Source organism: Aeromonas sp. sif2433 (genome assembly GCF_019218705.1).
Taxonomy (GTDB): Bacteria; Pseudomonadota; Gammaproteobacteria; order Enterobacterales; family Aeromonadaceae; genus Aeromonas; species Aeromonas encheleia.
Genome location: NZ_JAHUXD010000001.1, coordinates 356,020 through 380,250, shown reverse-complemented (window position 1 = coordinate 380,250; position 24,231 = coordinate 356,020). Strand labels below are relative to the sequence as shown.

Annotated in this window: 19 protein-coding genes and 1 riboswitch; of the genes, 10 read left to right on the top strand and 9 right to left on the bottom strand. The window is 62.8% G+C overall.

Annotation, left to right across the window (positions count from 1 at the left end):
* The first annotated feature begins 16 nt into the window (after positions 1-16).
* The 7 genes from KW825_RS01580 to KW825_RS01550 all read left to right on the top strand — a co-directional run bounded on the left by KW825_RS01580 (position 17) and on the right by KW825_RS01550 (position 8,605).
* Positions 17-934, top strand: coding sequence for a DUF808 domain-containing protein (locus tag KW825_RS01580; protein ID WP_042653447.1), 918 nt, complete (start codon positions 17-19; stop codon positions 932-934).
* Between the two features lie 166 nt (positions 935-1,100).
* Entirely contained in the window at positions 1,101-2,879 is a 1,779-nt protein-coding gene (locus tag KW825_RS01575; protein ID WP_218327994.1) for a M3 family oligoendopeptidase, read from the top strand.
* 87 nt (positions 2,880-2,966) lie between these two features.
* Positions 2,967-4,775 (top strand): M3 family oligoendopeptidase, encoded by a 1,809-nt coding sequence (locus KW825_RS01570; protein ID WP_218327993.1) that lies wholly within the window; start codon positions 2,967-2,969, stop codon positions 4,773-4,775.
* A 245-nt stretch (positions 4,776-5,020) separates the two neighbouring features.
* The gene (gene ycfP / locus KW825_RS01565; RefSeq protein WP_042653450.1) at positions 5,021-5,560 is read left to right on the top strand and encodes an alpha/beta hydrolase YcfP; all 540 of its coding nucleotides are present in this window, start codon (positions 5,021-5,023) and stop codon (positions 5,558-5,560) included.
* A gap of 74 nt (positions 5,561-5,634) precedes the next feature.
* The gene (locus KW825_RS01560) at positions 5,635-6,927 is read left to right on the top strand and encodes an NAD(P)/FAD-dependent oxidoreductase (RefSeq protein WP_218290384.1); all 1,293 of its coding nucleotides are present in this window, start codon (positions 5,635-5,637) and stop codon (positions 6,925-6,927) included.
* A 182-nt stretch (positions 6,928-7,109) separates the two neighbouring features.
* Entirely contained in the window at positions 7,110-7,427 is a 318-nt protein-coding gene (locus KW825_RS01555) for a heavy metal-binding domain-containing protein (RefSeq protein ID WP_042653452.1), read from the top strand.
* A gap of 167 nt (positions 7,428-7,594) precedes the next feature.
* Positions 7,595-8,605, top strand: a complete 1,011-nt coding sequence (locus KW825_RS01550; protein ID WP_218327992.1) for a S66 peptidase family protein — start codon at positions 7,595-7,597, stop codon at positions 8,603-8,605.
* Positions 8,606-8,735: 130 nt separating this feature from the next.
* On the opposite strand, the gene KW825_RS01545 is transcribed toward KW825_RS01550, so the two are convergent.
* The gene (locus tag KW825_RS01545) at positions 8,736-11,012 is read right to left on the bottom strand and encodes an LTA synthase family protein (protein ID WP_218327991.1); all 2,277 of its coding nucleotides are present in this window, start codon (positions 11,010-11,012) and stop codon (positions 8,736-8,738) included.
* Between the two features lie 256 nt (positions 11,013-11,268).
* Between KW825_RS01545 and KW825_RS01540 the strand changes: the two genes are divergently transcribed.
* A complete protein-coding gene (locus KW825_RS01540; RefSeq protein WP_218327990.1) occupies positions 11,269-12,357 on the top strand; it encodes a hypothetical protein in 1,089 nt (362 codons plus the stop codon).
* Between the two features lie 82 nt (positions 12,358-12,439).
* Here the strand turns inward: KW825_RS01540 and lysC are convergent, their stop codons facing one another.
* Together lysC and argA are read right to left on the bottom strand one after the other, a co-directional pair.
* Complete coding sequence (gene lysC / locus KW825_RS01535) at positions 12,440-13,792, bottom strand: lysine-sensitive aspartokinase 3 (protein WP_218327989.1); 1,353 nt, start codon at positions 13,790-13,792, stop codon at positions 12,440-12,442.
* A gap of 86 nt (positions 13,793-13,878) precedes the next feature.
* Positions 13,879-14,103, bottom strand: a riboswitch (Lysine riboswitch).
* 108 nt (positions 14,104-14,211) lie between these two features.
* Positions 14,212-15,540: an amino-acid N-acetyltransferase gene (gene argA, locus KW825_RS01530; protein ID WP_218327988.1), complete on the bottom strand. Its 1,329-nt coding sequence runs from the start codon at positions 15,538-15,540 to the stop codon at positions 14,212-14,214.
* 247 nt (positions 15,541-15,787) lie between these two features.
* Between argA and msrA the strand changes: the two genes are divergently transcribed.
* Positions 15,788-16,420 carry a peptide-methionine (S)-S-oxide reductase MsrA gene (gene msrA / locus KW825_RS01525; RefSeq protein ID WP_042653457.1) on the top strand — a complete coding sequence of 211 codons (633 nt, stop codon included), beginning with the start codon at positions 15,788-15,790 and terminating at the stop codon, positions 16,418-16,420.
* A 276-nt stretch (positions 16,421-16,696) separates the two neighbouring features.
* Here msrA and KW825_RS01520 read toward each other — a convergent pair whose 3' ends face one another.
* From KW825_RS01520 to KW825_RS01510, 3 genes are read right to left on the bottom strand one after another with little or no spacing between them, the layout of a single operon-like run.
* A complete protein-coding gene (locus KW825_RS01520; RefSeq protein ID WP_218328157.1) occupies positions 16,697-17,032 on the bottom strand; it encodes a DUF3802 family protein in 336 nt (111 codons plus the stop codon).
* Between the two features lie 56 nt (positions 17,033-17,088).
* On the bottom strand, positions 17,089-17,595 hold the full coding sequence (locus KW825_RS01515) for a GNAT family N-acetyltransferase (protein WP_218327987.1): 507 nt from the start codon (positions 17,593-17,595) through the stop codon (positions 17,089-17,091).
* Between the two features lie 11 nt (positions 17,596-17,606).
* A complete protein-coding gene (locus KW825_RS01510) occupies positions 17,607-17,963 on the bottom strand; it encodes an MmcQ/YjbR family DNA-binding protein (protein ID WP_218327986.1) in 357 nt (118 codons plus the stop codon).
* Between the two features lie 108 nt (positions 17,964-18,071).
* Here KW825_RS01510 and KW825_RS01505 point away from each other — a divergent pair, with 108 nt between their 5' ends.
* Entirely contained in the window at positions 18,072-18,863 is a 792-nt protein-coding gene (locus tag KW825_RS01505) for an alpha/beta fold hydrolase (protein WP_218327985.1), read from the top strand.
* 173 nt (positions 18,864-19,036) lie between these two features.
* On the opposite strand, the gene KW825_RS01500 is transcribed toward KW825_RS01505, so the two are convergent.
* The 3 genes from KW825_RS01500 to KW825_RS01490 all read right to left on the bottom strand — a co-directional run bounded on the left by KW825_RS01500 (position 19,037) and on the right by KW825_RS01490 (position 24,215).
* The gene (locus tag KW825_RS01500; protein ID WP_218327984.1) at positions 19,037-20,488 is read right to left on the bottom strand and encodes an AAA family ATPase; all 1,452 of its coding nucleotides are present in this window, start codon (positions 20,486-20,488) and stop codon (positions 19,037-19,039) included.
* Positions 20,489-20,727: 239 nt separating this feature from the next.
* A complete protein-coding gene (locus KW825_RS01495; protein WP_218327983.1) occupies positions 20,728-21,810 on the bottom strand; it encodes a lipocalin-like domain-containing protein in 1,083 nt (360 codons plus the stop codon).
* On the bottom strand, positions 21,807-24,215 hold the full coding sequence (locus tag KW825_RS01490; protein ID WP_218327982.1) for an FtsX-like permease family protein: 2,409 nt from the start codon (positions 24,213-24,215) through the stop codon (positions 21,807-21,809). The genes KW825_RS01495 and KW825_RS01490 overlap by 4 nt, the downstream gene beginning before the upstream one ends.
* Positions 24,216-24,231 lie beyond the last annotated feature (16 nt).

Below are 24,231 nucleotides of genomic sequence, written 5' to 3'. Positions count from 1 at the left end.
ATGAGGAATGCTTGATATGGCCGGAACCAGTCTGTTGGCCCTGCTCGATGATATTGCCAGCGTGCTCGATGACGTGGCGCTGATGACCAAGACGGCGGCCAAGAAGACCGCCGGGGTGCTGGGGGACGATCTGGCCCTCAACGCCGAGCAGGTCTCCGGGGTGCGCGCCGAGCGGGAGCTGCCGGTGGTGTGGGCGGTGGCCAAGGGGTCCTTTCGCAACAAGCTGATCCTGGTGCCGGCCGCCATCGCCATCAGCGTGCTGGTGCCCTGGCTCATCACCCCCCTGCTGATGCTGGGGGGCGCCTACCTCTGCTTCGAGGGGGCGGAGAAGCTGGCCCACAAGTTCCTGCCCCACGGCGACGAGGGGTCGGGGCCGGGGGCGGAGCCCGTGCCGGACGATATGCTGGCCTATGAGCAGCAGAAGATAAAGGGGGCCATTCGCACCGACTTCATCCTCTCCGCCGAGATCATCGTCATCGCCCTCGGCACAGTCCAAGGCACCAGTCTCTCCCTGCAGATCTCGGTGGTGGCGGGCATCGCCCTGCTGATGACGGTGGGGGTCTATGGCCTGGTGGGGCTCATCGTCAAGCTGGACGACATCGGCCTGCACCTGCTGAAGAAGCCGGACGCCGGCGCCCTGCGCCGCCTGCTGGGGCGCGGCCTGCTGGTGACGGCTCCCCGCCTGATGCACCTGCTGGCGCTGGTCGGCACCATCGCCATGTTCATGGTCGGCGGCGGCATCCTGGTGCACGGCTGGCCCTTCGCCCATCACCTGGTGGAGGGAGCCGCCGAGGCCGTGGCCACCCTGCCAACCGTGGGCACAGTGCTGGCCGCCCTGACGCCGACCCTGCTCAATGCGGTGGCCGGCGTAGTGGCGGGCCTGGTGCTGGTGCTGGCCATGACCCTGGTGAGCAAGTTGAAGCCCGCCAAATAACGGCCGTGGGTGAGGCGGCCGATAGGGGCCGTCGCACTCATCGTGCGTCCCGTTTGCTGACGCGAATGGGGGCTAGGCAAGCGCCGGCACCCTTCGTACTATCCTGGCTGGCATCCCTCCACAGAGACGGAGCCAGCTGCCATGGATGCAAACAATAAGGACAGTTATGACCACAACCGCTTGGCTGGATGATCACATCTATGCCGCCCCCGATTGCTCGGCCGTCGACGCCGATTTCCAGCACGCCCACCAGCTCCTGTCTACCTTGATCCCCCTGCTGGCCGAGTTGCCAGAGACCCATGACATCAACGCCCTGCGCCATCTGCTGCGGGCCATTCGGCGCCAGGCGGATGAGGTGAGGCGGCTGGAGTGGAACAGCCAGACCTATGCCTACAACCGGCTCAGCCGCAACGGTCGCGACGAGCCGGCCAAGGTGCTGCTCTCCCGCGGCCAGCAGTTGCAGACGAGCCTCGCCCAGCTCGTCAAGCCGGTGGCCCTGTTCTGGCTGGGCGCCCCCGAGGCCCAGCTGCGCAGCCTGCTGCAGGATCCCGAGCTGTTCGAGCTGGCCTATGCCATCCGTCACGATCGCCAGTTGCAGGATCAGCGGCTGTCGCTCGAGAGCGAGCAGCTGATCGAGGGGCTGGGGGTGGATGGGCTGCACGCCTGGGGCCATCTCTACGACAGCCTGGTGGCCCGGCTCAGACCGCTGGTGGAGGGAGAACCCATGGGGCTGGCCCAGGCGGACAATCTGCTATCCCACCCGGACAGGGCGCGGCGCGCCAGTGCCTGGCATGGCATTCAACAGGCCTGGGCCGGGGAGCAGGAGACGGTGGCCGCCATCCTCAATGCCATCAACGGCTGGCGCAACGAGCTCGCCAGCCGGCGTGGCCAGCGGCGGCGGCTCGATGCCCTGGCGCTCTCCTGTCATCAGGGCCATCTCGAGCGCAGCACGCTGGATACCCTGATGGCAGAGGCCGAGGCCCACAAGGAGCTGGGCCGGCGGGCCCTGCGCGCCATGGCGAGTGCCCAGGGGATCACCGACTTCGCCCCCTGGGATCTCTATGCGCCGCCCCCTGCGCTGACACCTATCAACATCGACTTCGAGCAGGCGCTGGCGCTGGTGGCCGACGCCTTCGCCGGCTTCGATCCCGAGATGGGGGCCTTCGTTCACATGATGGCCGAGCGGGGCTGGATCGATGCGGCCCCGAGCGAACACAGGCGCAGCGGCGCCTATTGCACCGAGTATGCCGAGCCCGCCGAGCCTCGGGTGTTTCTCACCTTCGAGGGCACCATGGATAACCTCATCACCCTGGCCCACGAGCTTGGCCATGCCTGGCACAGCTGGCTGCTGCGGGACTTGCCGCTGGCGCAGCGCGACTACCCCAAGACGCTGGCCGAGACCGCCTCCCTGTTTGCCGAGGCCCTGGTGCGCGATGCCCTGTTGGCCGCCACCGACAACATGGAGCAGCGCAGGGCCATCGCCTGGCTGGAGGGGGAGCGGGCCGCCAGCCTGCTGCTCGACGTTCCGTCCCGTTTCCACTTCGAGCGGGCGCTGGTGGCGGCGCGGGAGCAGGGCTATGTGGGGGCCGGCGAGCTGCGCGGCATGATGAAATCCATGAAGGAGCAGTGGTATGGTGACAGCCTCAGCCAATATGACGAACTGTTCTGGGCCAGCAAGAGCCACTTCTCCATCACCGAGCTCGGTTTTTACAACTACCCCTATCTGTTTGGCTACCTGTTCAGCCTGGGGCTCTATGCCCAGAAGGAGCGGGCCGGGAAGGAGTTTGTCCAGGCCTATCGGGAGCTGCTGCGCGACACCGGCCGCATGAGCGCCGAGGATCTGGTGGAGAAGCACCTGGGCGTCGACATTCGCGAGCCCGCCTTCTGGCAGGAGAGCCTGCGCCAGGTGGAGGCGGCGGTCAGCCGCCTCGAGCGGCTGATATAGTCCACCGCAACCCTTAATCGTGGCCCTCGCTGGGGGCCACCCCTATTTCATGACGGGCCAGCGCCCGTCTCCGATCACGAGCGTCTGATGCAACAACCAGTCTACCCACAGCAGTGGCACAACCAGCACATCTACCCCTCCCTCGACAGCGCCATGCTGGAGGCGGACATGAGCCTGGCCCGCGCCAGCCTCGAGGAGCTGACCGGCTTCATCAATGGGCTAGGGGCGGTGCGCGAGCAGGCCGATGCCCTGCAGGATTTCCTGCGCGAGGTGCGCCTGCGCGCCCAGCGCATCCGCAACATCGGCTGGAACATCGCCGTGCTGGCGGCCTCGCAGGGCAGTCAGGATGCCCGGGATCCGCTGGCCAAGCAGCTGGCCTCCCGTGCCCGCGCCCTCAATGCGGACCTGTTCAAGGCCCTGGCGCCGGTGGAGGATCTGATGCTGGGGCTGCCTGAATCCGAGTTCGAGCGGTTGATGCAGGATCCGCTGCTGGGGGAGGAGGATTACCGCCTGCGCCACGAGCGCCGGCTGCAGGATCAGCGCCTGCCGGTGGAGGCCGAGCAGCTGGTGATCGGCCTCGGTACCGATGGCCTGCACGCCTGGGGCAACCTCTACAACGATCTGGTGGGCAAGATCCGCCTGCACATCGATGGGCGGGAGAGGGGGCTGGCCGAGGCGAGCAACCTGCTGTCCAGTCCGGAGAGAGCCCTGCGCCGGGAGGCCTTCGATGCCATCAGCGCCGGCTGGGAAGGGGAGCAGGAGACGGTGGCTGCCATCCTCAACGCCCTCAACGGTTGGCGCCTCGAGCTGGCCCGCCAGCGCGGCAAGGTGCGTCAGCTTGATGCGCTGGATCTCTCCTGTCACCAGAGCCACATAGAGCGCGCCACCCTGGACACCATGATGGCCGAGACCTATAGAGCCCGGGGGTTGGGCCAGCGCGCCCTGGCACTGATGGCCGGCAAGCTCGGTATCGACGAGTTGGGGCCGGAGGACCTGTTCGCGCCGCCCCCGGCCTCGGTCAGCCGGACCATAACGTTCGAGGAGGCCATCGACATCATAGCCGCGGCCTTCGCCCGCTTCGATCCCGAGATGGGGGAGTTCGCCCGCATGATGGCCGAGCGCGGCTGGATAGACGCGGCGCCGACCCCGAACCGGCGCACCGGCGCCTACTGCACCAAGTTTGCCGAGCCGGTGGAGCCGCGGGTCTTCATCACCTATGCCGGCACCATGGACAACGTCATCACCCTCGCCCACGAGCTGGGCCATGCCTGGCACAACTGGCTGATCCGCGATCTGCCCATGAGCCAGCGCGGCTACCCCATGACCCTGGCGGAGACCGCCTCCATCTTCGCCGAGACCCTGGTGCGCAGCGCCCTGTTCGAGCAGGCCCAGAACCCGGAGCAGCGCCAGGCCATCGCCTGGGCCGAGGCGGACGGCGCCGCTACCTTCCTGGTCAACATCCCGGCCCGCTTCGAGTTCGAGCTGGCGCTGGTGGCCGAGCGCGAGCAGGGCTATGTCCCGGCGGCGCGGCTCAAGAGCCTGACCGATGAGGCCTGGGGCCGCTGGTACGAAGGGAGCCTGGCGCGCTATCACCCCATGTTCTGGGCCGCCAAGGCGCACTTTTCCATCGCCGGCTTCGGCTTCTACAACTACCCCTACCTGTTTGGCTACCTGTTCAGCCTCGGGGTCTACCACCAGCTGATGAGCCGCCAGGCGCAGGGGAAGGCGAACGTGGCCGAGGCGTACCGCGCCCTGTTGCGCGACACCGGCCGCATGAGCGCCGAGGATCTGGTGGCCAAGCACCTGGGGCAGGACATCCGTGAGGCGGCCTTCTGGCAGGGCAGCCTGGCGCTGGTGGCCGCGGCGGTGGATCGCTTCGAGCAGACCCAGGGCTGAGGCCTGGGCCCTCTCGCCAGCTGACAAGATCCCGCCGAGAGGCGGGGTTTTTCTCTCGTCAGGCCCGCCGGGCAGCGGCGCAATCGGGTCGATTTGTCCGCGAGTGACCACAACCCCCGGATGAAATGCGTTTTCAGGCGGCTGGGGGCGTGATCCAAAGCAAGAAAGTTGGATGTTTTGGTGGCGCCACGGCCGGTCGCTGGGGTAGTTTCGATAGAACCGACACAGTTCCTGAGGTCTTATCCATGATCATCTATCTGCATGGCTTCGATGCCACCAGCCCCGGCAATCATGAGAAAGTGCTGCAGTTGCAGTTTATCGATGATGATGTGCGCTTCGTTCACTACAGCACGGTGCACCCGCGCCACGACATGAGCCATCTGCTCAAGGAAGTGAAGAAGCAGCTCGACATGAGCACTGACCCCAAGCCGCTGATCTGCGGGGTGGGGCTGGGGGGCTACTGGAGCGAGCGGATCGGCTTCCTGTGCGGCATCAAACAGGTGATCTTCAACCCCAATCTGCACCCGGCAGAGAACATGCAGGGCAAGATCGACAGGCCGGAAGAGTACGACGACATCGGCACCAAGTGTGTAACCGAATTTCGTAAGAAAAATTCAGGAAACTGCCTGTGTATCCTTTCCGTTCAGGATGAAATCCGCGATAATCGCGAAACTGAACGTGAATTGAAGAACTATTACGACATCGTATGGGATGAGCACGAGACTCACAAATTCAAGAACATCTCGTATCATCTGCAGCGGATGAAGGCCTTCAAGGAAGCTTGAACCATCACGTCAACCGATTTCGTTTTAGGGAGCCAATGGCTCCCTTTCGTTTTGAGGAACCAAGGAAAATCATCATGATGAATATTGTCGTTGTAGGTGGCGGCGCCGGCGGTCTGGAGCTGGCGACCAGCCTGGGTCGCAAGCTGGGCAAGAAGAACAAGGCCAAGGTGACCCTGGTCGATCGCAACCGCACCCACCTGTGGAAGCCCCTGCTGCACGAAGTGGCCACCGGCTCCATGGATGCGGGCATCGATGCCCTGAGCTACCAGTCCCATGCCAAGAACCACGGCTTCGACTTCCAGCTGGGCAGCCTGACCGACATCAAGCGCGACGAGAAACGCATCGTGCTGGCGCCGATCCACGACGATAACGGCGAGCTGGTGGTGCATGAGCGGGAAGTGGCCTACGACGTGCTGGTGATGGCCATCGGCTCCGTCTCCAACGACTTCAACACCAAGGGCATCAAGGATCACTGCATCTTCCTGGACAGCCCGTCCCAGGCGCACCGCTTCTACAACAGCATGATGAACCGCTTCCTGCAGTTCGCCACCGAATATCAGCCGGGCGACAAGGTGAAGATCGCCATCGTCGGCGGCGGCGCCACCGGGGTCGAGCTCTCCGCCGAGCTCTACAACGCGGTGGAGCAGCTCTATGCCTACGGCTTCAAGAACCTCACCACCGACAGCCTCAAGGTGACACTGGTAGAAGCGGGCCCCCGCATCCTGCCGGCGCTGCCGGAGCGCATCAGCGGCGCAGCTCACCAGGAGCTGGTCAAGCTCGGGGTGGACGTGCGTACCGCCACCATGATCACCGAAGCCACCGGCGAGGGGCTGCACACCAAGGATGGGGAGCTTATCGAAGCGGACCTGATGGTGTGGGCCGCCGGCATCAAGGCGCCGGACTTCATGAAGGAAATTGCGGGGCTCGAGACCAACCGCATCAACCAGCTGGTGGTGAAAGAGACACTGCAGACCACCCGTGACGAGAACATCTTCGTCATCGGCGACTGCGCCGCCTGCCCGCAGCCGGATGGCAAGTTCGTGCCGCCGCGCGCCCAGTCTGCCCACCAGATGGCGAGCCAGGCGTTCAAGAACATCCTGGCCAAGATGAACGGTGGCGAGCTGAAGCCCTACCTCTATCACGATCACGGCTCCCTGGTCTCCCTGAGCCGCTTCTCCACCGTGGGCAGCCTGATGGGCAACCTGATGCGTGGCTCCATGATGGTGGAAGGCTACCTCGCGCGCATGGTCTACATCTCTCTCTACCGGATGCACCAGGTCGCCCTGCACGGCTACATCAAGACCGGCCTCATCATGCTGGTGGGCCGCATCAACCGGGTGCTGCGCCCGAGCATGAAGCTGCACTAAGCGGGCGTCTGATCGCCAGGTGACAGAAGGAGAGGCCTGGCCTCTCCTTTTTTATGGCCGCGGCTCGGTGCCCGCGAGGCGCCGAGAGGCCTTATCGAGCGACTGGCTATTAGCGGTGGGGGTATGTTGCCGGCCGCGGCTTTGGGGTAGTCTGGAACCCATTATCTCAGCTGGAGTTTATGATGATCCTCTCAACTACCCCCACCCTGGAAGGCAAGGCCATTCGCGAGTACCGCGGCATAGTGGTGGGCGAAGCCATCCTCGGCGCCAACATCTTCAAGGATCTGTTCGCCGGCATCCGCGACATCATCGGTGGCCGCTCCGGTGCCTACGAGAAAGAGCTGGCCCGGGCCCGCGAGATCGCCTTCGATGAGCTCAAAGAGCGCGCGCAGGCACTGGGTGCCAACGCCGTGGTCGGCATCGACATCGACTACGAGGTGGTGGGGCAAAATGGCAGCATGCTGATGGTCAGCATCAGCGGCACCGCCGTGGTGCTCTGACGCTTACCGCGTCTCGATGACAAGCCGATGAGCCGCTCATCGGCTTTGTTGTTTCTGACGGAAAGTCGCCATTTGGCGCTATTTTTGGTCTCCTTGTATGTCGTAATATGGATCCTTTATCCCATGCCGAGACCCAGAGGGCGGCGCAGGACCAAGGAGCGGACCTTATGACTCCCATCAAACCCACGCGACTCAAGCGTGGCGACACCATCGGCTTTTTCTCCCCCTCCAGCGCGGCCACCGCCTGGGCACCGAACCGCTTCGCCCGCGCCAAGGCGTATCTGGCGGCGCAGGGCTTCGCACTCCAGGCGGGCAGCCTGACCGGGGAGCGGGATCACTGGCGCTCCGGCTCCATCGTGGCGCGGGCCGAAGAGCTCAACGCGCTCATCCGGGATCCAGAAGTGCGCTGCATCATGTCGGTCATCGGCGGCAGCAACTCCAACTCCCTGCTGCCCTATCTCGACTACGAGGCGCTTAGAAGAGACCCCAAGATCCTCATCGGCTACTCGGATGTGACCGCCTTGCTGCTCGGCATCCATGCCCAGACCGGCCTGGTGACCTTCTACGGTCCGGCGCTGGTGGCCTCCTTTGGCGAGTTGCCACCGCTGGTGGATGAGACTCTGGCCGCTTTCACCGAGATCTGCCTCGCCGGGGAGCGAACCTTGCCCCATCGCTTGCCAACCCCGATGCACTGGACCGAGGAGCGGCTGGATTGGGAGCAGCAGACCCGCGCCAAGCAGTGCCAACGGAACCGGCTGATCTCGGTGGGCGGCGGCCGGGTGCGGGGCAGGCTGATCGGCGGCAATCTCAACACCCTGGCGGGGATCTGGGGCTCGCCCTATATGCCGGCGATCGAAACGGGGGACATTCTGCTGCTGGAAGACAGCCTCATGTCGGCGGAGACGGTGGAGCGATCCTTCGCCCACCTCAAGCTGTGCGGGGTATTCGAGCGCATCGGGGCCCTGGTGCTTGGCAAGCACGAGCTGTTCGACGGCCAGGGCAGCGGCAAGCGGCCGCTCGACATACTGCTGGAGCAGGTGGGAGAGCCCAGGTTTCCGATCCTGGCGGAGTTCGACTGCGCCCACACCCACCCCATGCTGACGGTGCCGCTCGGTATCGAGGCCGAGCTGGATCTGGATGCCCAGCGCCTGAGCCTGTGCGAGCCCTGGTGGCGCTGACGGGGGCTTGCCAGAGACAAAAAGAGGCCGCACCAGCGGCCTCTTTGCTTTCACCTTCTGGCAGGATCAGGGCAGGGCATCGGCCCTGAAGGTGTTGCGAGGATCTGCGGACCTCGTCTCTCAATCGAACTCAGGGCAATGCATCGGCTCGGAAGCTGGCGCGGATCTGCGGCACCAGCGGCGAGGGATCGAAGCCTTTCTCCTCCCCCAGCACCGGGTGGAGCAGTGCCAGTTCCGGGATGGGGGTGAGGTCGCCTGCCAGCAGCTGGCGGGTGGCCTGCCCCATCTGATAGAGCTGGCGCACCGGGTCAAACTGGCGCGCCAGCGACAGGGAGCCATCGTCGCGGGTGAAGGCCATCATGGGGATCTGGTAGGGGGCGTCGCGGGGCGGCTTGTCCCCGTGGATGCCCTTGCCCGCCGACATCAGGAACGGCTGGTGATCGCCAAAGGCCACCACCAGGTAGCGTTTGCCGGATTGATCCAGCGTCTTGAGCAGCCGCTCCAGGGAGGCCATGGCATCCACCACCCCGGTGTAGTAGGTGTTGAGCAACTGCCGATCGGCCGGGCTCTGATCCGGGCAGGCCTTGTCGATCTGCTGGGCCTGATAGCGATTGCCGTCGAAGGGGCCGTGGCCCTGCATGGTGACCGCGTAGGCGAACAGCGGCTGGCTGTCCTGCTCGCTGCGCTTGAGCAGGTGATCGATCAGCGCATCGTCGGAGATGTAGAGCCCCTTGTGCTCCAGGCTGGTGAAGCGGGTGTCGAACCAGCGCTCCTCATAACCGAGCGCCGGTATGGCCTTGGCGCGGCCCCAGAATTTCTCCACATAGGGGTGGGCGAACAGGGTCTTGTAGCCGTTTTTCTTCGCGCTCTGCGCGAGCCCGGGCACCTGCGCCGAGAGATAGTAGTAGGGCACCACCCCCTGCTTGAGCAGGCCCACCGGCAGGCCGGTGTTCATCTCGAACTCCGCCAGCACCGTCATGCCGCCCGTGGTGGGGGAGTGGATGGTCTTGCGCCACTGCGCCACCCCGGCGGGCAGGCTCAGGGTCGGGGCGGGGGCGCAGATCCTGCCTTGCCAGTCGAGCCAGAGCGACTCGTATTGCAGCACTATCACCAGATCGAAGCGCGGGGAGGGGCCCAGGGCCGACTGGACGGGATCCCGGTGACCGAGCTCCGGGGTACGCTCGTTGATCTGCAGGGGGTAGCGGAAGACGTTGCCGCTTTGCAGCATCTCGTCCACCAGGTTGAACAGGTAGAGGCCGGGGCCGGAGCGGATGATGTCCCTGTGATAATTGACCGCCCTGTCCACGTAGCGGACATTGGCCCCCAGCAGCTTGTTGCCGGTCTGGGTGGCGAACACGCAGAGCGCGAAGAAGGCGGCGGTGGCGGCGACGGTGCGCAGCACCCAGCGCGACAGGGCAAAGCGCCAGCAGAGCCACAGCAGCAGGACGCCGCCCAGCACCGGCAGCACAGGATGTTGATCGAGCAGTATGTGCAGCAGCGCCATCAGGTTGCCGAGATCGTCGCCTCCTAGCGGCACTCCGTAGATGGCGATCTTCATGAAGTTGGCGAGCAGGCCTATGCCGGACAGGGTGGTGAACACCAGCCCCATGTAGAGATTGAAGCCCGCCAGGGCGCAGAGGCTCCAGCCCAGCACCATGCTGCCCCAGGCCAGGTAATAGTGCTCGGGCCGAAATCCTGACCAGAGTAGAAACTCCCCGAGCTTGAACACCACGAAGCCGTGCAGCAACACGAAGGTGAGGTTGCCGAGCAGCAGGCTGCCAAACACCCGCGAGGCCATGCTGTGGCGCAGCTGTGGCAGCAAGGCCCTGAGCACCAGGGCGCTGGCCAGCAGCACCAGCAGCAGGCTGGTCATCAGGTAGCTGAGATTGAAGCCGCGCTCCGGCAGGGTCTGCAGGATCTGGCTGTACTCGCCGCTCTCGGGTCGATCCTTGAGCAGCAGGCCGATGCGCAGCTGGTAGCGGCTGTCGAGGGCATCATCCGGCGCCCGCAGGGTGCTGTTGAGATCCAGGGTGCAGCGATCCTTGCGACATTTCTGCCGCTTGTTCACCGCCTGACTCAGCTGATCGATGCGCTCGCCCCTGTCGTTGAGCAGCTCGACCCGCACCTTGTCCCCCTCCTGCAACGGCTTGAGCAGCTGCCATTGGCTGCGCACCACCAGATAGAGGCCGCGGCTGTCACTCTTGTAGAGCAGGCTGTGGCGGCTGAGGGTGGCGAGCGGCTGATCGGCGGGCCCCAGGATCAGTGGCTGGGCACGGCCGAGCCAGCCGCCGGGGTTGAGCACCGGCAGGATGAGCGTCAGCAGCAGCAGCGCGACCAGCAGGCCAAACAGCAGCCTGGCCAGACGAGATGGCGGGGGCGAGCTGCGGCCGAAAACGGGGGCATTCATAGTGGGCTCATCCTTGGAGCGGGTGGGGTCGCTGCGGTGCGACTGCATCTATTTTGACCCGATGGTGATGGGCTTGTTCCTTGATGTCAATTTAATGACCGAAAGATGAATATTGTGTGACTGCCGCAACTTGCAAATTGTGATCCCGATCCAGGGGGCGAATTCATTCTGTGATGAAAGCGTCATCATGGCGCTTTGCCGCTGGTCTGCCTCCAGCTTGCTGCTTAGTCTCTCAATAATGGCTGGAGGTACATGTATGAATCCCAAGGTTGCGGCACGTCAGGCAAGATTGCTCCAGATGCTGGAGAGCAAAGAGGAGATCCGGATCGGCCGTGAGCGGGACTGTCCCCTGCCGCTTGCGCAGTTGCTCAGGTTGACCGAGGCTCACCCGGCCGTACTCAAGATCTATCGCCATGGCCTCACCGCCGAGGTGTTCCATCTCAAGGTGGAGGGGCATCACTGGTGCCTGAAACGGCGTCGGCACGACTCCCTGGTGGCCAATGCCGACGGCAAGACCGCCTTTCTCACCGAGCTGGAGCGGCGCCGCGAGATCGAGGCCCTGCGCGAGCTGCACCCCACCATCCTCTCCAAGGTAGTCTGCACCAGCTTCGGCTCAGCCCGGGCCGGGGTACTGGTCTCCCCCTGGTTGCGCGGTGCCCCGGTCAGCCAGCTGGATAAACGCAACCTGGCGCAGATGCTGGCGGTCCAGGCGGAGCTGGCCCGCTGGGGCTGGTTTGACTGGGATCCGAGCCCGGGCAACCTGCTCGACGATGGCCAGCAGATAGCGGTGTTCGACTTTGGCTACATGTGGCCCTTCGATCCGCGCCACGAGTTCAACTCCAACGGCCTGGCCGACCCCCAGTTTCATGTGCCCGAGCGGCTGGAGACCCGCACCCTGTCCGGTCTCTGGCTGGATGAGGCCGATCCCTTGCCGCTGTTTCGCCATTGGCGCGAGCTCTGCCTCGCCTGGGCAAGGGAAGAGTTGCAGCATCTGACCCGGGAGGGGGCCAGTGCCCCCGTGCTGGCGCGGTTGCAGGGCTTGCAGGCGGAGTGGCGCTCGGCGCTGGCGAGCGAGGAGGGGCTGGCCGCCAGCTGGTGGCGCGACATGTACCGCAGCCATAGTCTCGACATCCAGGACGATCTCAGCGGCAAGAGCTGTGGCCCGCTCACCCTGCGCCGCCTCGACTGGCTGGAGCGGGCGGTGAGCCAACATTTCCCCCTGCTGGTCGACAACCTGGGGCCCGATGAGGCCGGGCTCGATCAGGCCGCACTGATGGGCAAGCTGGCCGGGCTGCGCGAGCAGATCCAGGCCAACCTGCTGCCGTTCTCTGACCCCTCGGCATGATGCCGATGCCATAGACCGCGCAGAAATAACGAGAGGGGCCTTGGCCCCTCTCGTTATTTCATGTCACTTATCCGGACTTGGCTCAGTCGAGCAGCTCCTGGTGGAGGCGGTTGACGATGTGGCCCGCCTCGCTCTCCTTGACCAGGAAGCAGAGGTTGTGGGCGCTGGCGCCGTAGCAGATCATGCGGATGTTGTGGTCACGGATGGCGTCGAACACCTGGCTGCCGACCCCGGCCGCCTCGCTCATGCGGTTACCGATCAGCGCCACCAGGGCGAAGTCGGTCTCCACCTTCACCTTGCACAGCTGCCCGAGCTCGGCCAGCACCTTGTCGCTCAAGATGGGTTCGCCGTTGCTCTGACTGCCGGTGTGATCCAGGGTCAGGGAGACGCTCACCTCAGAGGTGGTGATGAGGTCCACCGAGATGCGGTGCCGTGCCAGGATGCCGAACACCTCGGCCAGGAAGCCGTAGGCGTGGAACATGTTGAGGCTGTGCAGAGTGACCAGCACCTGCTGACGGCGCAGGGCCACGGCCCGGAACAGCGGGTTGGTCTGGGTGCTGGCGCGGATCCAGGTGCCGCCGGCCGCCGGATCCTTGGCGGAGCCGACAAACACCGGGATGTCTTGTCGCAGGGCGGGTTGCAGGGTGGCGGGGTGCAGCACCTTGGCGCCGAAGGTGGCCATCTCGGCCGCCTCCACGAAGCTGATTTCGGGGATGGGGCGGGCCCGGGTCACCAGCCGGGGATCCGTGGTGTAGATGCCGGGCACGTCGGTCCAGATCTCGATGCTGCCCGCATCCAGTGCCTCGGCCAGCAGCGCCGCGCTGTAGTCGGAGCCGCCGCGACCCAGGGTGGTGGTGCGGCCATCGGCATCGGAACCGATGAAGCCCTGGGTGATGACGAGGTGATCGCCGAGCAGGGGGCCCAGGTTGGCCTGGCAGAGTGCGCGGGTGGCGGCGAGATCCACGCTCGCCTTGCCGAAGCGGCTGTCGGTGCGCATCAGCTGGCGCACATCCTGCCAGCGGGCCTTGACGCCACGCTGGCACAATAGCTCGGTGAAGAGACGGGTGGACATCAGCTCGCCGCAGGCGATGAGCCTGTCCGCCAGCTCCGCATCTGTGTGCTGGCTGGCCTGGCGGGCCATGGTGCGGATCTCGCCGAGCTGGGCGTGGATCAGGGCGCTCACCTCGACCGGCTCCCCCAGTGCGCTCAGGATGGCGTGCTGGATCCCGGCCAGCTTGGCCAGCTGGGCATCCTGCCCCGCCTCGTCGAGCTCGCCCTGGGCCAGGCTCACCAGCAGGTTGGTGACACCGGCGCTGGCGCTCAGTACCACCACCCGCGTCGCCGGATTGGCCAGCACCACGTCGGCGCAATGGTTCATGGCCGCGGCATCGGCGACACTGGTTCCGCCAAACTTGGCGACGTTGATCGGGCTCATCATGTACTCCTGTCTTAATGTGAAAATCCGGTTTCATCAGGCAAAAGAGAGGAGGAGGCGAAAAATGGCAGGAATAGCGAAGGATCCCGGCCAGAAGCACTCCATCCGCGGTGCCCATCCCACACCAAACCCGCTGTGAATGCGGTGTGGGATGCACACGACCGATGACAACCCGGGGGATTCAGCCCCCGCAGCCGACGTGGCGATGTCCAGTCACTCGCCTCGTCTCGGCGCTACTCCCCCTGACCCAAGTTCGCAGGACGCTGGTGTCCTCCCTTGGGCTGCCTGGGCAGCGCTCCTCTTCTGGCTCCACCGCAGGCGGTGGAGTGCATTAAGAAATACCCTGCACTGGATTGCACTGTCAATCGAGTTTGTAAAAAACTTAAGAATTGGCAATAACCCGACACAAGATCAATCAGTTACGAGATGGTCTTGGACAAAACCTTGGAGCGGCGCTGCCAGTTGTAGAGGCGCTGGCGCTCCACCGGCAGATCCTCCACCTCCAGCGGCTCGAAGCCCCGCTCCCTGAACCAGTGGATGGAGCGGGTGGTGAGCACGAACAGGCGCGCGATGCCGAGCCGCTTGGCCCGCTCGGCCACCTTGGCGACCAGCTGATCGCCGCGGTTGGAGTTGCGGTACTCGGGATGAATGGCGACGCAGGCCATCTCGGCCATCGCCTCCTCCATGAAGCAGTAGAGGGCGGCGCAGCCGATGATGAGGCCGTCGCGCTCTATGATGGTGAACTTGTCGATCTCCATCTCCAGCTGCTCGCGGGAGCGGCGCACCAGTATGCCCTCTTCCTCCAGCGGCCGGATCAGGTCCAGGATGCCGCCGATGTCCTCGATGGTGGCGGCGCGCGCCCGCTCGGCGCTTTCGCGCACTATCTGGGTGCCGAGGCCGTCGCGGCTGAACAGCTCCTGCAGCATGGCGCCATCGTCCTGATAGCTCACCAGGTGGGAGCGGGGCACGCCGCCGCGGCAGGAGGCGATGGCGGCGCGCAGATAGCGGGCGGTACCGGACATCTCCTCACCCGCCTGCTCCAGCTCCACCAGCAGCTCTTCCGCCTGCTCGGGGAAGAGCTCGGAGATGGCCTCGCCGTGTCTGTCCATCACCCCCTGGGTGCTGCTGAAACAGATGAGCTTGTCGGCCTTGAGATCCACCGCCACCCGCCGGGCCACCTCTTCCGAGCTCAGGTTGAAGCTCTCGCCGGTGACCGAGCAGCCGATGGGGGAGATGAGCACCAGCCCCTGCTGATCCAGCTGGCGGCAGATCCCCTCCACGTCGATGCGGCGCACCCGGCCGCTGTGGCAGAAGTCGATGCCATCGTCCACCCCGAGCGGCTGGGCGGTGACGAAGTTGCCGCTCACCACGCTGATGCGCGCGCCCTGCATGGGGGTGTTGGCCAGCCCCATGGAGAGCTGGGCTGTGATGTCGTACTGCAAACCGCCGCACACCTGCTTGATGATGTCGAAACTCTCATCGTCGGTGACCCGGATACGTCTGTGGTATTGCGCCTCGATGCCGGCTTTGGCCAGCGCTTCGTCATTCTGCGGGCGCGAGCCGAACACCAACACCAGACGAATGCCGAGGGTCTGCAGCAGGGCGATGTCGCTGACGATGTTGGCAAAATTGGGGTGGCAGATGGCTTCGCCCCCCATCATCAGCACGAAGGTGGCACCCCGGTGCACATTGACATAGGGGGTGGATTGCCGAAAGGCATAGACCAGGCTGGGTTCGCGTTCACGCACTTGAGGCTTCTTCCATAAAAAAACAGCAATTCGCCCAATATATGAAAATAAATTCACAAATCAAGACTAAATATTGATTCTTCGGTTTTCTTTTACCATTTTCTGCCGACGGAGGGCCGACCCGGGGGCCGCGGTGCGCCCCGCCGGCGGCCGCACTTCGGTTGATCCCGCCCCATAAACTGTTATCTTCGAGGTGACTCTTCGTCAGCCCTGTGGTCGCACGGGTTTTTATACAAGGACAGGTGGTATGGAGCAGATTATTTCACCGGCAGAGGCGCTGCCGGGACGACGCGAGGCGCTGGTGATAGGCCAGCAGCATGCAGTGAATGGCCACCCGACCCAGGGCCCCTGGCCCGAGGGGATGGCGGTTGCCTGGTTTGGCATGGGCTGCTTCTGGGGTGTGGAGCGCCTGTTCTGGCAACAGCCCGGCGTCTATTCCACCGCCGCCGGTTACCAGGGTGGCCTGACCTCCAACCCCACCTACAAGGAGGTGTGCAGCGGGCTGACCGGTCATGCGGAGACGGTGCAGGTGGTGTTCGACCCCAAGGTCATCAGCTACGGCGACCTGCTCAAGCTGTTCTGGGAGCAGCATGATCCGGCCCAGGGCATGCGCCAGGGCGGCGATGTCGGCACCCAGTATCGCTCGGTGATCTTCTATGACGACGAGAGCCAGGAGGCCATCGCCCAGCAGAGCCTGGCCGCCTTCCAGCAGGCCATGGCGGCGAGCGGCGATGTCCGCGCCATTACCACCCGCATCCTGCCGCTGGCGCCCTTCTATTACGCCGAGGATTATCACCAGCAGTATCTGAAGAAGAACCCGGAAGGCTACTGCGGGCTGGGCGGGATCGGGGTCTGTCTGCCGCCGAGCCTGAATCGCTGAAGGCGGTATAAAAGAGCGTTGAATGACGCTCTCTTCATCAGATTGAAAAGAATCTTTAAAAAATGTGTCATGGCCGGGAACTTAATTGGACTTCGACTAGACTAACAAGCTAGCTACCATGGATGGCAGCCAAGACCAGACACATTTCTTGCCTCGATATTCATTCAACTTAGAAAAGCGCGATGAATTGGAAATGATAGCAAGCAGGGCTGCCCGATGAGGCGGCCCTTTTCATTGGTGCGTTGAGGGGAGTGAGGAGGCTGGCGCCGGGGCGGCTCAGCCGATGACGCTGTCGAACAGGTTCTTGATGAGATCGATGAATTCGTCGAGGAAGGCCTGCTGGGCCGGGGTCGGCGCCCGCAGCCAGACGGCACTGAGCACCTCTTCCAGATCGGCGACCACGGCATCGGCCTCCTGCATGATCATGAAGCGCACCTTGGGATCGAGCTGGGGATTCTGCTCGCAGATGCGCATCAGGTTGTCGGCAATCCGGCCGCTCACCAGATCCTCGATGCTCTGGGCGCCCGTGCCCTGCTGCTGGCCCTCGAACAGCCCCAGACTCTTGACCAGATACTCTACAAGCGCGTTATAGCCTTCGCTCTCTACCACCATGATGGTTGCCTTCATTCATTGATATGCGGAATTGGGCCGTATTTTAGTGGCTGGACCTAGCTTGGCAAGCGGCAGTAGAGGCGATGACGGACAAAACTGACTCCGCCGCGCTCCACGGTTTCCAATCCGGCCTGCTCGAAGCCATGACGCAGGAAGAGGCCGTGGCTGAAGGCGCTGGCCTCCGTGGTCAGCAGCCGCAGGCCGAGTCGCCGCGCCCCCAGCAGGGCGGTCTCCAGCAACAGGCTGCCGAGCCCCTGGCGTTGATGGGCGGCGCCGACATAGAGCAGGCTGAGGTGACCGTCATCGCTCAGGGTGACAAAGCCGAGCGGGATGGCCTCCGGCTCGGCCGCCTGCTCTATGACCCAGCCGTGGTGCTCGCGCAGCTGGCTGGCGAGGCCGGGGTGATGGGCGCCGAGGGCCCACTGCTCGACCTGGGCCTGGCTGTAGTGTTCTGGACCTGTCTCGCGTACCGTCTGCTCGAACAGCGCGATCAGTTGGGGGATGTGCTGCTCCCGCAGCGCCACGATCTGCAGGGGGGCCGACTGCCCTGCTGGGTGGCTCATCTCGCGGGGGCTCATCGGGCCGGCGCCTGCGGCCGCTTGGCCTTGGGCAGACCGGCCACCACCCGCTCATAGGAGTGGTGCACCCAGCCTTGCCAAAGATCGCTGGCCAGGGTGTCGCTCAGGGTAACCGTGTTCCAGTGCTGCTTGTTCATGTGCCAGCCGGGTTTGACCTCGGGGTGGATCTCTCGCAGCAGCAGGGCGAGCTCCGGTTCGCATTTTAGGTTGATGGTCAGCGGATCGGCCTGCCAGTTCACCAGCGCGAACATCTTGCCGGCGATGCGATAGACCAGGAACTCAGGGCCGAACGGCGTATCTTCGGTGGCGCCGGGCAGGCTGAGCAGAAATTCACGCAAAAGAGTGAGCGTCATACAGGACTCCGTGCTGGTCCGATGATGAGTGACAGCATATTCAGCGGGGCGCCGCTTCTGTTAATATGCTCGCCGAGTATATCCCCCAACCCCCCGGGAGCCCATAAGATGTTGTACCACAAGACCTTTGAGCTTGGCCCCGAGCGGGATTGGGTGGTGTTCGTGCACGGCGCCGGTGGCAGCTCCTCCATCTGGTTCAAGCAACTGCGCGCCTATCGCGAGCACTTCAACGTGCTGTTGCTGGACCTGCGCGGCCACGGCCAGTCCAACCAGCTGCAACAGGTGGTCAAGGGTCACTACAGCTTCAGGGCGGTGACCGAAGACATAGTGCGGCTGCTGGATCATCTGCGCATTCCCTGTGCCCATTTCGTCGGCATCTCCTTGGGCACCATCCTCATTCGCAGCCTGGCGGAGCTCTGCCCCGAGCGGGTCAAGAGCATGGTACTCGGCGGCGCCATACTGCGACTCGACATCCGCTCCCAGACGCTGGTGCAGCTCGGCCGGGTCGGCCAGCACATCCTGCCCTACATGTGGCTCTACCGGCTGTTCGCCTTCATCATCATGCCGCGCCAGCACCATCAGGAGTCCCGCAATCTGTTCGTGCGCGAGGCCCGCAAGCTGTGCCAGCAGGAGTTCAAACGCTGGTTCCGCCTCGCCACCGAGGTCAACCCCCTGATGCGCTACTTCCGCGAGCGTGCCCTGCCGATCCCGACCCTCTACCTGATGGGGGAGGAGGATCATATGTTTATCGCCCCGGTGCGCGAGCAGGTGGCGCGGGATGCTTACAGCCAGCTTGCGATCATCGAGAACTGCGGCCATGTCTGCAACGTGGAGCAGCCGGAGCACTTTAATCGGCAGTCGCTGGCGTTTCTGTCTGCGCAGACAGTTTATTCCACTTAATTAGAGAGGTAGGTCGGCCTAAGCCTAATTAATTTCAGTTCTGTCGCCGCATTAGAAAAATTATTATTGCTATCATAAAAAAATGAATAGACACCCCGATTGTCATATCGGGGTGGATATGGAATGCATTATATATGGGAGATATGAACCTTTAATTATTCCATGGTGTAAACCTATGCTGTAAGTAATATGGATGTCGTATCTAAACCAATATACATAGGGAGATCATGTTCGCCTTGTGGTAAATTTAACGGGTCCAGGGCGCCTAGTGCTTGACCAACTATAACTTCCCAAGGCTTAGTGCTACCAGATATTGCACAAATCAATTGCCTTATATCTTTTATTTTTATATTCCTAAGCCTATCCGGTGAGATAATTAAGTCGTTTATGTTCTTATAATCCTTATGCTGCTCATTTTTATCTAACCACTCCTTAGCTTTTTCTTGGAAACCTTCCCAGTTCGTACCTAATTTATGAAGTGCCTGTTCTGTTACCAGTAGATTCTCAATGGCATAGCATTGAAGACGGAATCGAACAACGGAGCGAATAGGATCCAACGGGTGTTGAACTCCATCTCCATCACGTAAAGAGTATGCCTTGGGGTTGTCATAAAGACTTTCAATAAGCTCAGCCGTAAAATTTTCTAGTTGCGTCTGCTGATCTACTGAGCTAGCAATGACAGGAAATAGTTTTATTCTTCCTTGAGATGTACGAGAGGCTTGTTGCCACACTCGCTCATCATCCTCTCCCTCGAGGATAAGCATAACATCCTGACTTAGGCTTAAAGAAAGCGGATGCCCAAAGAAAGGTGCTATTTTTTTGAGTTGATCACTCACTTCAACAAATGAAACATTATTAATGTTAAAGTTTTTAGTTCCAATAACGCAATTAATTGATTGAGACAATGCGCAAATAAAAGGGGTGCTATGAGTGGCAAGGATCACAATAATATTGTCTTTTACGGCTTTATCAACACTATCAACAATTTTTATTAAAAAAGAGGCAAGGCGAGCTTGAAGATCTGGGTGTAAATGAACATCAGGTTCATCCAATAACAGAATATTTAATGTGTCAGCCCTTATGTTGTCAAAAAAATACATTATTTCTACTGCAAGAGCTATTGATTCAGATTCCCCGCTACTAATTTCATCAGGTTGAACCAGTTCACCTTCGTTGTTTCTAAAAACAAAGTTAGATCCCTCTTGGCAAACAGTTAAGTTAGCAAGCAATTTGTTTATGCTGTCTAGTCTTTCTGTTCGAAAGTTTCTTGTAGGGTCAAGTCTTATTTCCGGATCATCTTGCATTCTTCTCAGATAAGCGGTCTCTACTTCACGTAAAAGGTTGGCAGATGCGGCTTTGAAATTGTCAGCTTGATTTTTTCTTCTAACATCGGCAAGCCAGTTAGGATAGCTTTCCATGTTTGTCATTATATTCCCATCGCGTTTAAAAACACCTGCCCGCTCGGGGCTTATATATCTAACGAAATATTTATTATTATTTTGACAGTATTGATCTATGTTGCGAAGAAGCCTACTTTTTCCAGCTCCATTTCTTCCTACTAATACGTTTATATTTTTTAACCCTTCAAATTTTACTTGTTCAAATTGCAATGTAGAATTTTTCATTAAGGATCCTATAGTTATGTTGTAGTGATTGTTTAATAGGCGTGACTAGCAAAGAGGTATCAGGCTTTCACTGATAATTATTTGGGCTTGTTAGCAGACGATATACGCCATTTGCTGCTAGGTAAATAAAGAGGCCCATATGAGAATTATATCAAGTGTCCCTTAGCTTGTTGAGTTAAGATGTGCCCGATATGTGGGGTGTGAAAGGTTTTTTGACGCCGATCGGGTTTTTAAGGCACTCAATACCCCGTCATCTCCAGATAGCCCAACCCTTGGGCATCTCCCTCCACAGTCACCGCGCCTTCCCAGTAATCGAAGCGACCGGTCATGGCCTGATCGGGCTGGCGGGCTTTGATCAGCAGTTTCATATCGGCGACCTTAAGCTGCCACTCGATGGGGTAGGGTTGGCCCTTGGGGCCGCGCCAGGTCTTGCCTGGGGTGAGGCTGATGCTGTCGGGGGACAGCACCCGGCTGCTGCCATCGCGCTCGATCAGTATGGCGTAGCGGTTCTCGGGCTGGTTTTCGGGATTGGCGCGACCGGGTTTGGTGCGCAGGCGAAACAGCATCAGCTCGCGGCCATCGGCAAGTTGCAGGGAGAACCAGTCCCAGCCCGCCTGCCACTCGGCCAATACCGAGCTGCTCCACTCGTGATCGAACCAGCCCTGGCCGCTGACTTTGCGGGTCTTCCCATCCAGGGTCAGTGTGCCGGTAAGCGCCAGGCGTGGGAAGGAGTAGTAGAAGGAGGCGTTGCCCGGGCTCTTCTCGCTGTAGCCCGCCTTGCCCTGCAGCACCAGGGGTTTGCGGGCACTCACCCGCAGCCTGAGCTGGCCAATTTCGCTGTCGACCCTGAGCTCTGCCGGGAACAGCGCCGCCCCCTCGGACGTCAGTGCCCACTCCTTTAGCCAATAGTCGCCGCCACTGGCGCCCGCCAGCCCAGGCCCCTGGCGGCTGGTGCGCTCGTCCTGCAAGTGTTTGCCGGTGGCGAGATCCGTGATGGCGAACTGGGCGAGCCAGAGCTGGGGGGCGAGCCAGGGGTTGTCCGAGGCAATCTGCCGCTTCATGCCCTGACGGAAAAGGGTCCACTGCAGGCCATATTCGCGCCCCTGCTCGTCTTTGAGGTTACCGGTGAGATACCACCACTCGGATCGGTAGTCCGGGTGGGCGGAATGATCGGCGGGCAAGTTCACTGTCTGCCCCGGCTGCGCTTTTTTAAAGTGATCGCCGCCATCCCCCAGCAGGTTGCCGAGATCCTGGGCTTGAACACTGGTGCCTAGCACGGCAAGCAGGGCGGCCAGCAGGTTGGCCCGCAGTAAACACTTCATATCACTCTCCTTGCCGCATACCAGGAGGCCAGGGCTCCACACACCGGCGCCAGCAGCAGGGCCGTGATGGCGTGAGCGGGGGCGGGTTCGAAGGTGAGGGTCCAGCCGAAGGCGCGGGGGTTGACCACGGCGATCAGCACCCAGGCCAGGCCATAGCCCACCGGCAGGGCCAGCAGCGCCGTGAGTAGCCCCAGACCCGCCCCTTGCCACACCAGCAGCAGGCGGCAGCGGCGAGGGCTCAGGCCCAGACTCTGCAGGGTCTGCAATTCGGCGCGGCGGGCCAGTCCCAGCACCATGAAGGCGGAGCCGATGCCGACGAAGGCTATCCCCAGGATCAGCAATTTGAGCAGCTCGGTGACCACGAAGGTCTGATCGAACACCTTGAGCGCCGCGGCGTGGATGGCGGGGGCGGGTAGCAGATTGAGCCGCTCGCCGAACTGGGCACGCAGCGCATCGGCCAGCCGCTCGGGCGTCTTGCTAAAGAGCGCGAGGGACTGCACCGGCCCCTGCTCGAAGGCATGCAGGAGCTGCCCCTTGTCGCTGCCGTAATCCTGATAGACGCCGGTGACCAGAACTTGTCGTGGGCCAGCCTCATCCGTTATCTCAAGCGTCTGGCCCACCCTGACTCCGAGCCGCACCGTCAGCGGCTCGCTCGCCAGCACCTCATTGTGTTTTTCCGGCCAGCGCCCGGCCAGCAGGGGATAGGCCGCCTGGAGCGGCGGAATAAAGTCCATCTGGGCCCACTCTATCGGCTCCCCCTGCCAGCGGGCGGGCCGGACCGCGCGGCGCGAAGCCAGCTCCACCAACCGGTTGGCGAGGATGGCGTCCAGGGTAGTCTGACTCAGGCTGCCCCTGCTGCTCGCCGCTCCCTTGGGGGCGCTGACATAGAGATCGGCGGCGAGGCGCTGGTTCAGCCAGATCTCCACGCTGCTGCGAAAGCTCGACACCATGACCCCGATGCCGATGGCCGCGGCGATGGCGAGCTGCAGCGCCATCACGGCGATGGCGGTGCGATCCAGATGATATTGGGTCTCGGCCACCGCCAGCCTGGCGGTCAGGCCGTTGCGGCCATGGCGGCGCAACTTGCCTAGCAGCCAGCGCAGGGCGTCCGGCAGCCAGAGCGCCATGGCCAGCAGCCAGCCGCCGGCGATAAGCAGGGCGCCCGGCAGGCCGGTCTGGGGCAGGGCGAGGCAGAGCGCGCACAGCAGCAGTATGGCCAGCGCCAGCAGGCGTCTGCGTCCCGGGTGGCTGGCGGGCCTGCTGTTGCCTTCGCGAAGGGCCAAGGGGGATTGGCGCAGCAGCTGCCACCAGCCGGGCAGGTTGGCGGCGAGCGTGCCGAGCAGGCCGATGGCGATGGCCTTGAACAGGCTGATGGGGGAGAGGCGCAGCAGGCTGATGGGGTTGGGGCCGTAGAGATCCGCCAGCGCCTGGGTCAGCTGCCCCATCAGGGCCAGGGCCAGCAGGCTGCCGAGCAGCAGCCCGAGCAGGGTTCCGAGGGAAGCCAGCAGCATCAGCTCCAGCCACAGCCAGCGCAGCACACGGCGCGGTGGCAGCCCCAGGATGATCAGCTGGGCGAGCTGGGGGCGGCGCACGCTCTGCACGAAGCGCTGGGCGTTGAACACCAGAAACAGCCCCACCGCCATGGCGAGCAGGGAGAGGGCGCTGAGGTTCAGGGCCAGGGCATCGCCGAGCTGGCTGGCATCGAGCGCCGGGCTGATGGGTTCGAGCCACAGGGGCTTATTGGGGAGATAGGCTTGCAGGGCGGCCTGCAGGGCGTGGGCCTGGGGCTCCGTCAGCTTGAACAGGATGCGATCCAGCCGTCCGTCCTTGCCAAGCAGGGGCTGCGCCAGGCCGATGTCGGTGAGCAGCAACCGATCCATGGGCACTGGGCCCGGGGTGAAGGTGCCCGCCAGGCTGAGGGTGAGTCGACGCTCGCCCAGCAGGAAGCTGCGGGACTGGCCCTGGCGCCAGTCGAGGCGTTCGGCCTCGGGCGCCGCCAGCCAGATGCTGTCGGTCCGGGCGAAGGGGGTTTCCGTCGCCTGGGGCGCCAGGGTAAAGAGCGGGGCCAGGGGGCCGGGATTGAACAGATCCAGCCCCAGCAGCTGGAAGCTGCGACCCTGCTCGTCTTTGAGCCAGGCGTGCACCTGGGGCATGGCGTCCAGCTCGCGCTGGCCGCGCACCAGCTTGACGTAGAGCGACTCATCCAGCCCGCCGCTCGGGGCCAGCCGATAGTTGGCATCCCCCGCCAGCTGGGTGCGGGCGGCGACGAAGTTGGTCTTGGCGCTGTGGTTGAGCAGGTCGATGGCGACCACCAGGGAGACCCCCAGCATCAGCCCGGTCAGGCTCATCAGCAGCAGCCAGGGGTGCCAGCGATAGAGCCGCAGCAGCGCCTTTAGCGGCAGCATGTGATGCCCTCAGGAA

Bases quoted from the DNA above. Each gene is read 5' to 3' on its own strand.
- KW825_RS01520 (WP_218328157.1), bottom strand. From the start codon at position 17,032: ATGGTGGTAGAGAGCGAAGGCTATAACGCGCTTGTAGAGTATCTGGTC.
- ycfP (WP_042653450.1), top strand. From the start codon at position 5,021: ATGATCATCTATCTGCATGGCTTCGATGCCACCAGCCCCGGCAATCAT.
- KW825_RS01510 (WP_218327986.1), bottom strand. From the start codon at position 17,963: ATGACGCTCACTCTTTTGCGTGAATTTCTGCTCAGCCTGCCCGGCGCC.
- KW825_RS01575 (WP_218327994.1), top strand. From the start codon at position 1,101: ATGACCACAACCGCTTGGCTGGATGATCACATCTATGCCGCCCCCGAT.
- KW825_RS01500 (WP_218327984.1), bottom strand. From the start codon at position 20,488: ATGAAAAATTCTACATTGCAATTTGAACAAGTAAAATTTGAAGGGTTA.
- lysC (WP_218327989.1), bottom strand. From the start codon at position 13,792: ATGAGCCCGATCAACGTCGCCAAGTTTGGCGGAACCAGTGTCGCCGAT.
- KW825_RS01555 (WP_042653452.1), top strand. From the start codon at position 7,110: ATGATCCTCTCAACTACCCCCACCCTGGAAGGCAAGGCCATTCGCGAG.
- KW825_RS01495 (WP_218327983.1), bottom strand. From the start codon at position 21,810: ATGAAGTGTTTACTGCGGGCCAACCTGCTGGCCGCCCTGCTTGCCGTG.
- KW825_RS01540 (WP_218327990.1), top strand. From the start codon at position 11,269: ATGAATCCCAAGGTTGCGGCACGTCAGGCAAGATTGCTCCAGATGCTG.
- KW825_RS01570 (WP_218327993.1), top strand. From the start codon at position 2,967: ATGCAACAACCAGTCTACCCACAGCAGTGGCACAACCAGCACATCTAC.
- KW825_RS01550 (WP_218327992.1), top strand. From the start codon at position 7,595: ATGACTCCCATCAAACCCACGCGACTCAAGCGTGGCGACACCATCGGC.
- KW825_RS01545 (WP_218327991.1), bottom strand. From the start codon at position 11,012: ATGAATGCCCCCGTTTTCGGCCGCAGCTCGCCCCCGCCATCTCGTCTG.
- KW825_RS01490 (WP_218327982.1), bottom strand. From the start codon at position 24,215: ATGCTGCCGCTAAAGGCGCTGCTGCGGCTCTATCGCTGGCACCCCTGG.
- KW825_RS01515 (WP_218327987.1), bottom strand. From the start codon at position 17,595: ATGAGCCACCCAGCAGGGCAGTCGGCCCCCCTGCAGATCGTGGCGCTG.
- KW825_RS01580 (WP_042653447.1), top strand. From the start codon at position 17: ATGGCCGGAACCAGTCTGTTGGCCCTGCTCGATGATATTGCCAGCGTG.
- KW825_RS01505 (WP_218327985.1), top strand. From the start codon at position 18,072: ATGTTGTACCACAAGACCTTTGAGCTTGGCCCCGAGCGGGATTGGGTG.
- KW825_RS01560 (WP_218290384.1), top strand. From the start codon at position 5,635: ATGATGAATATTGTCGTTGTAGGTGGCGGCGCCGGCGGTCTGGAGCTG.
- msrA (WP_042653457.1), top strand. From the start codon at position 15,788: ATGGAGCAGATTATTTCACCGGCAGAGGCGCTGCCGGGACGACGCGAG.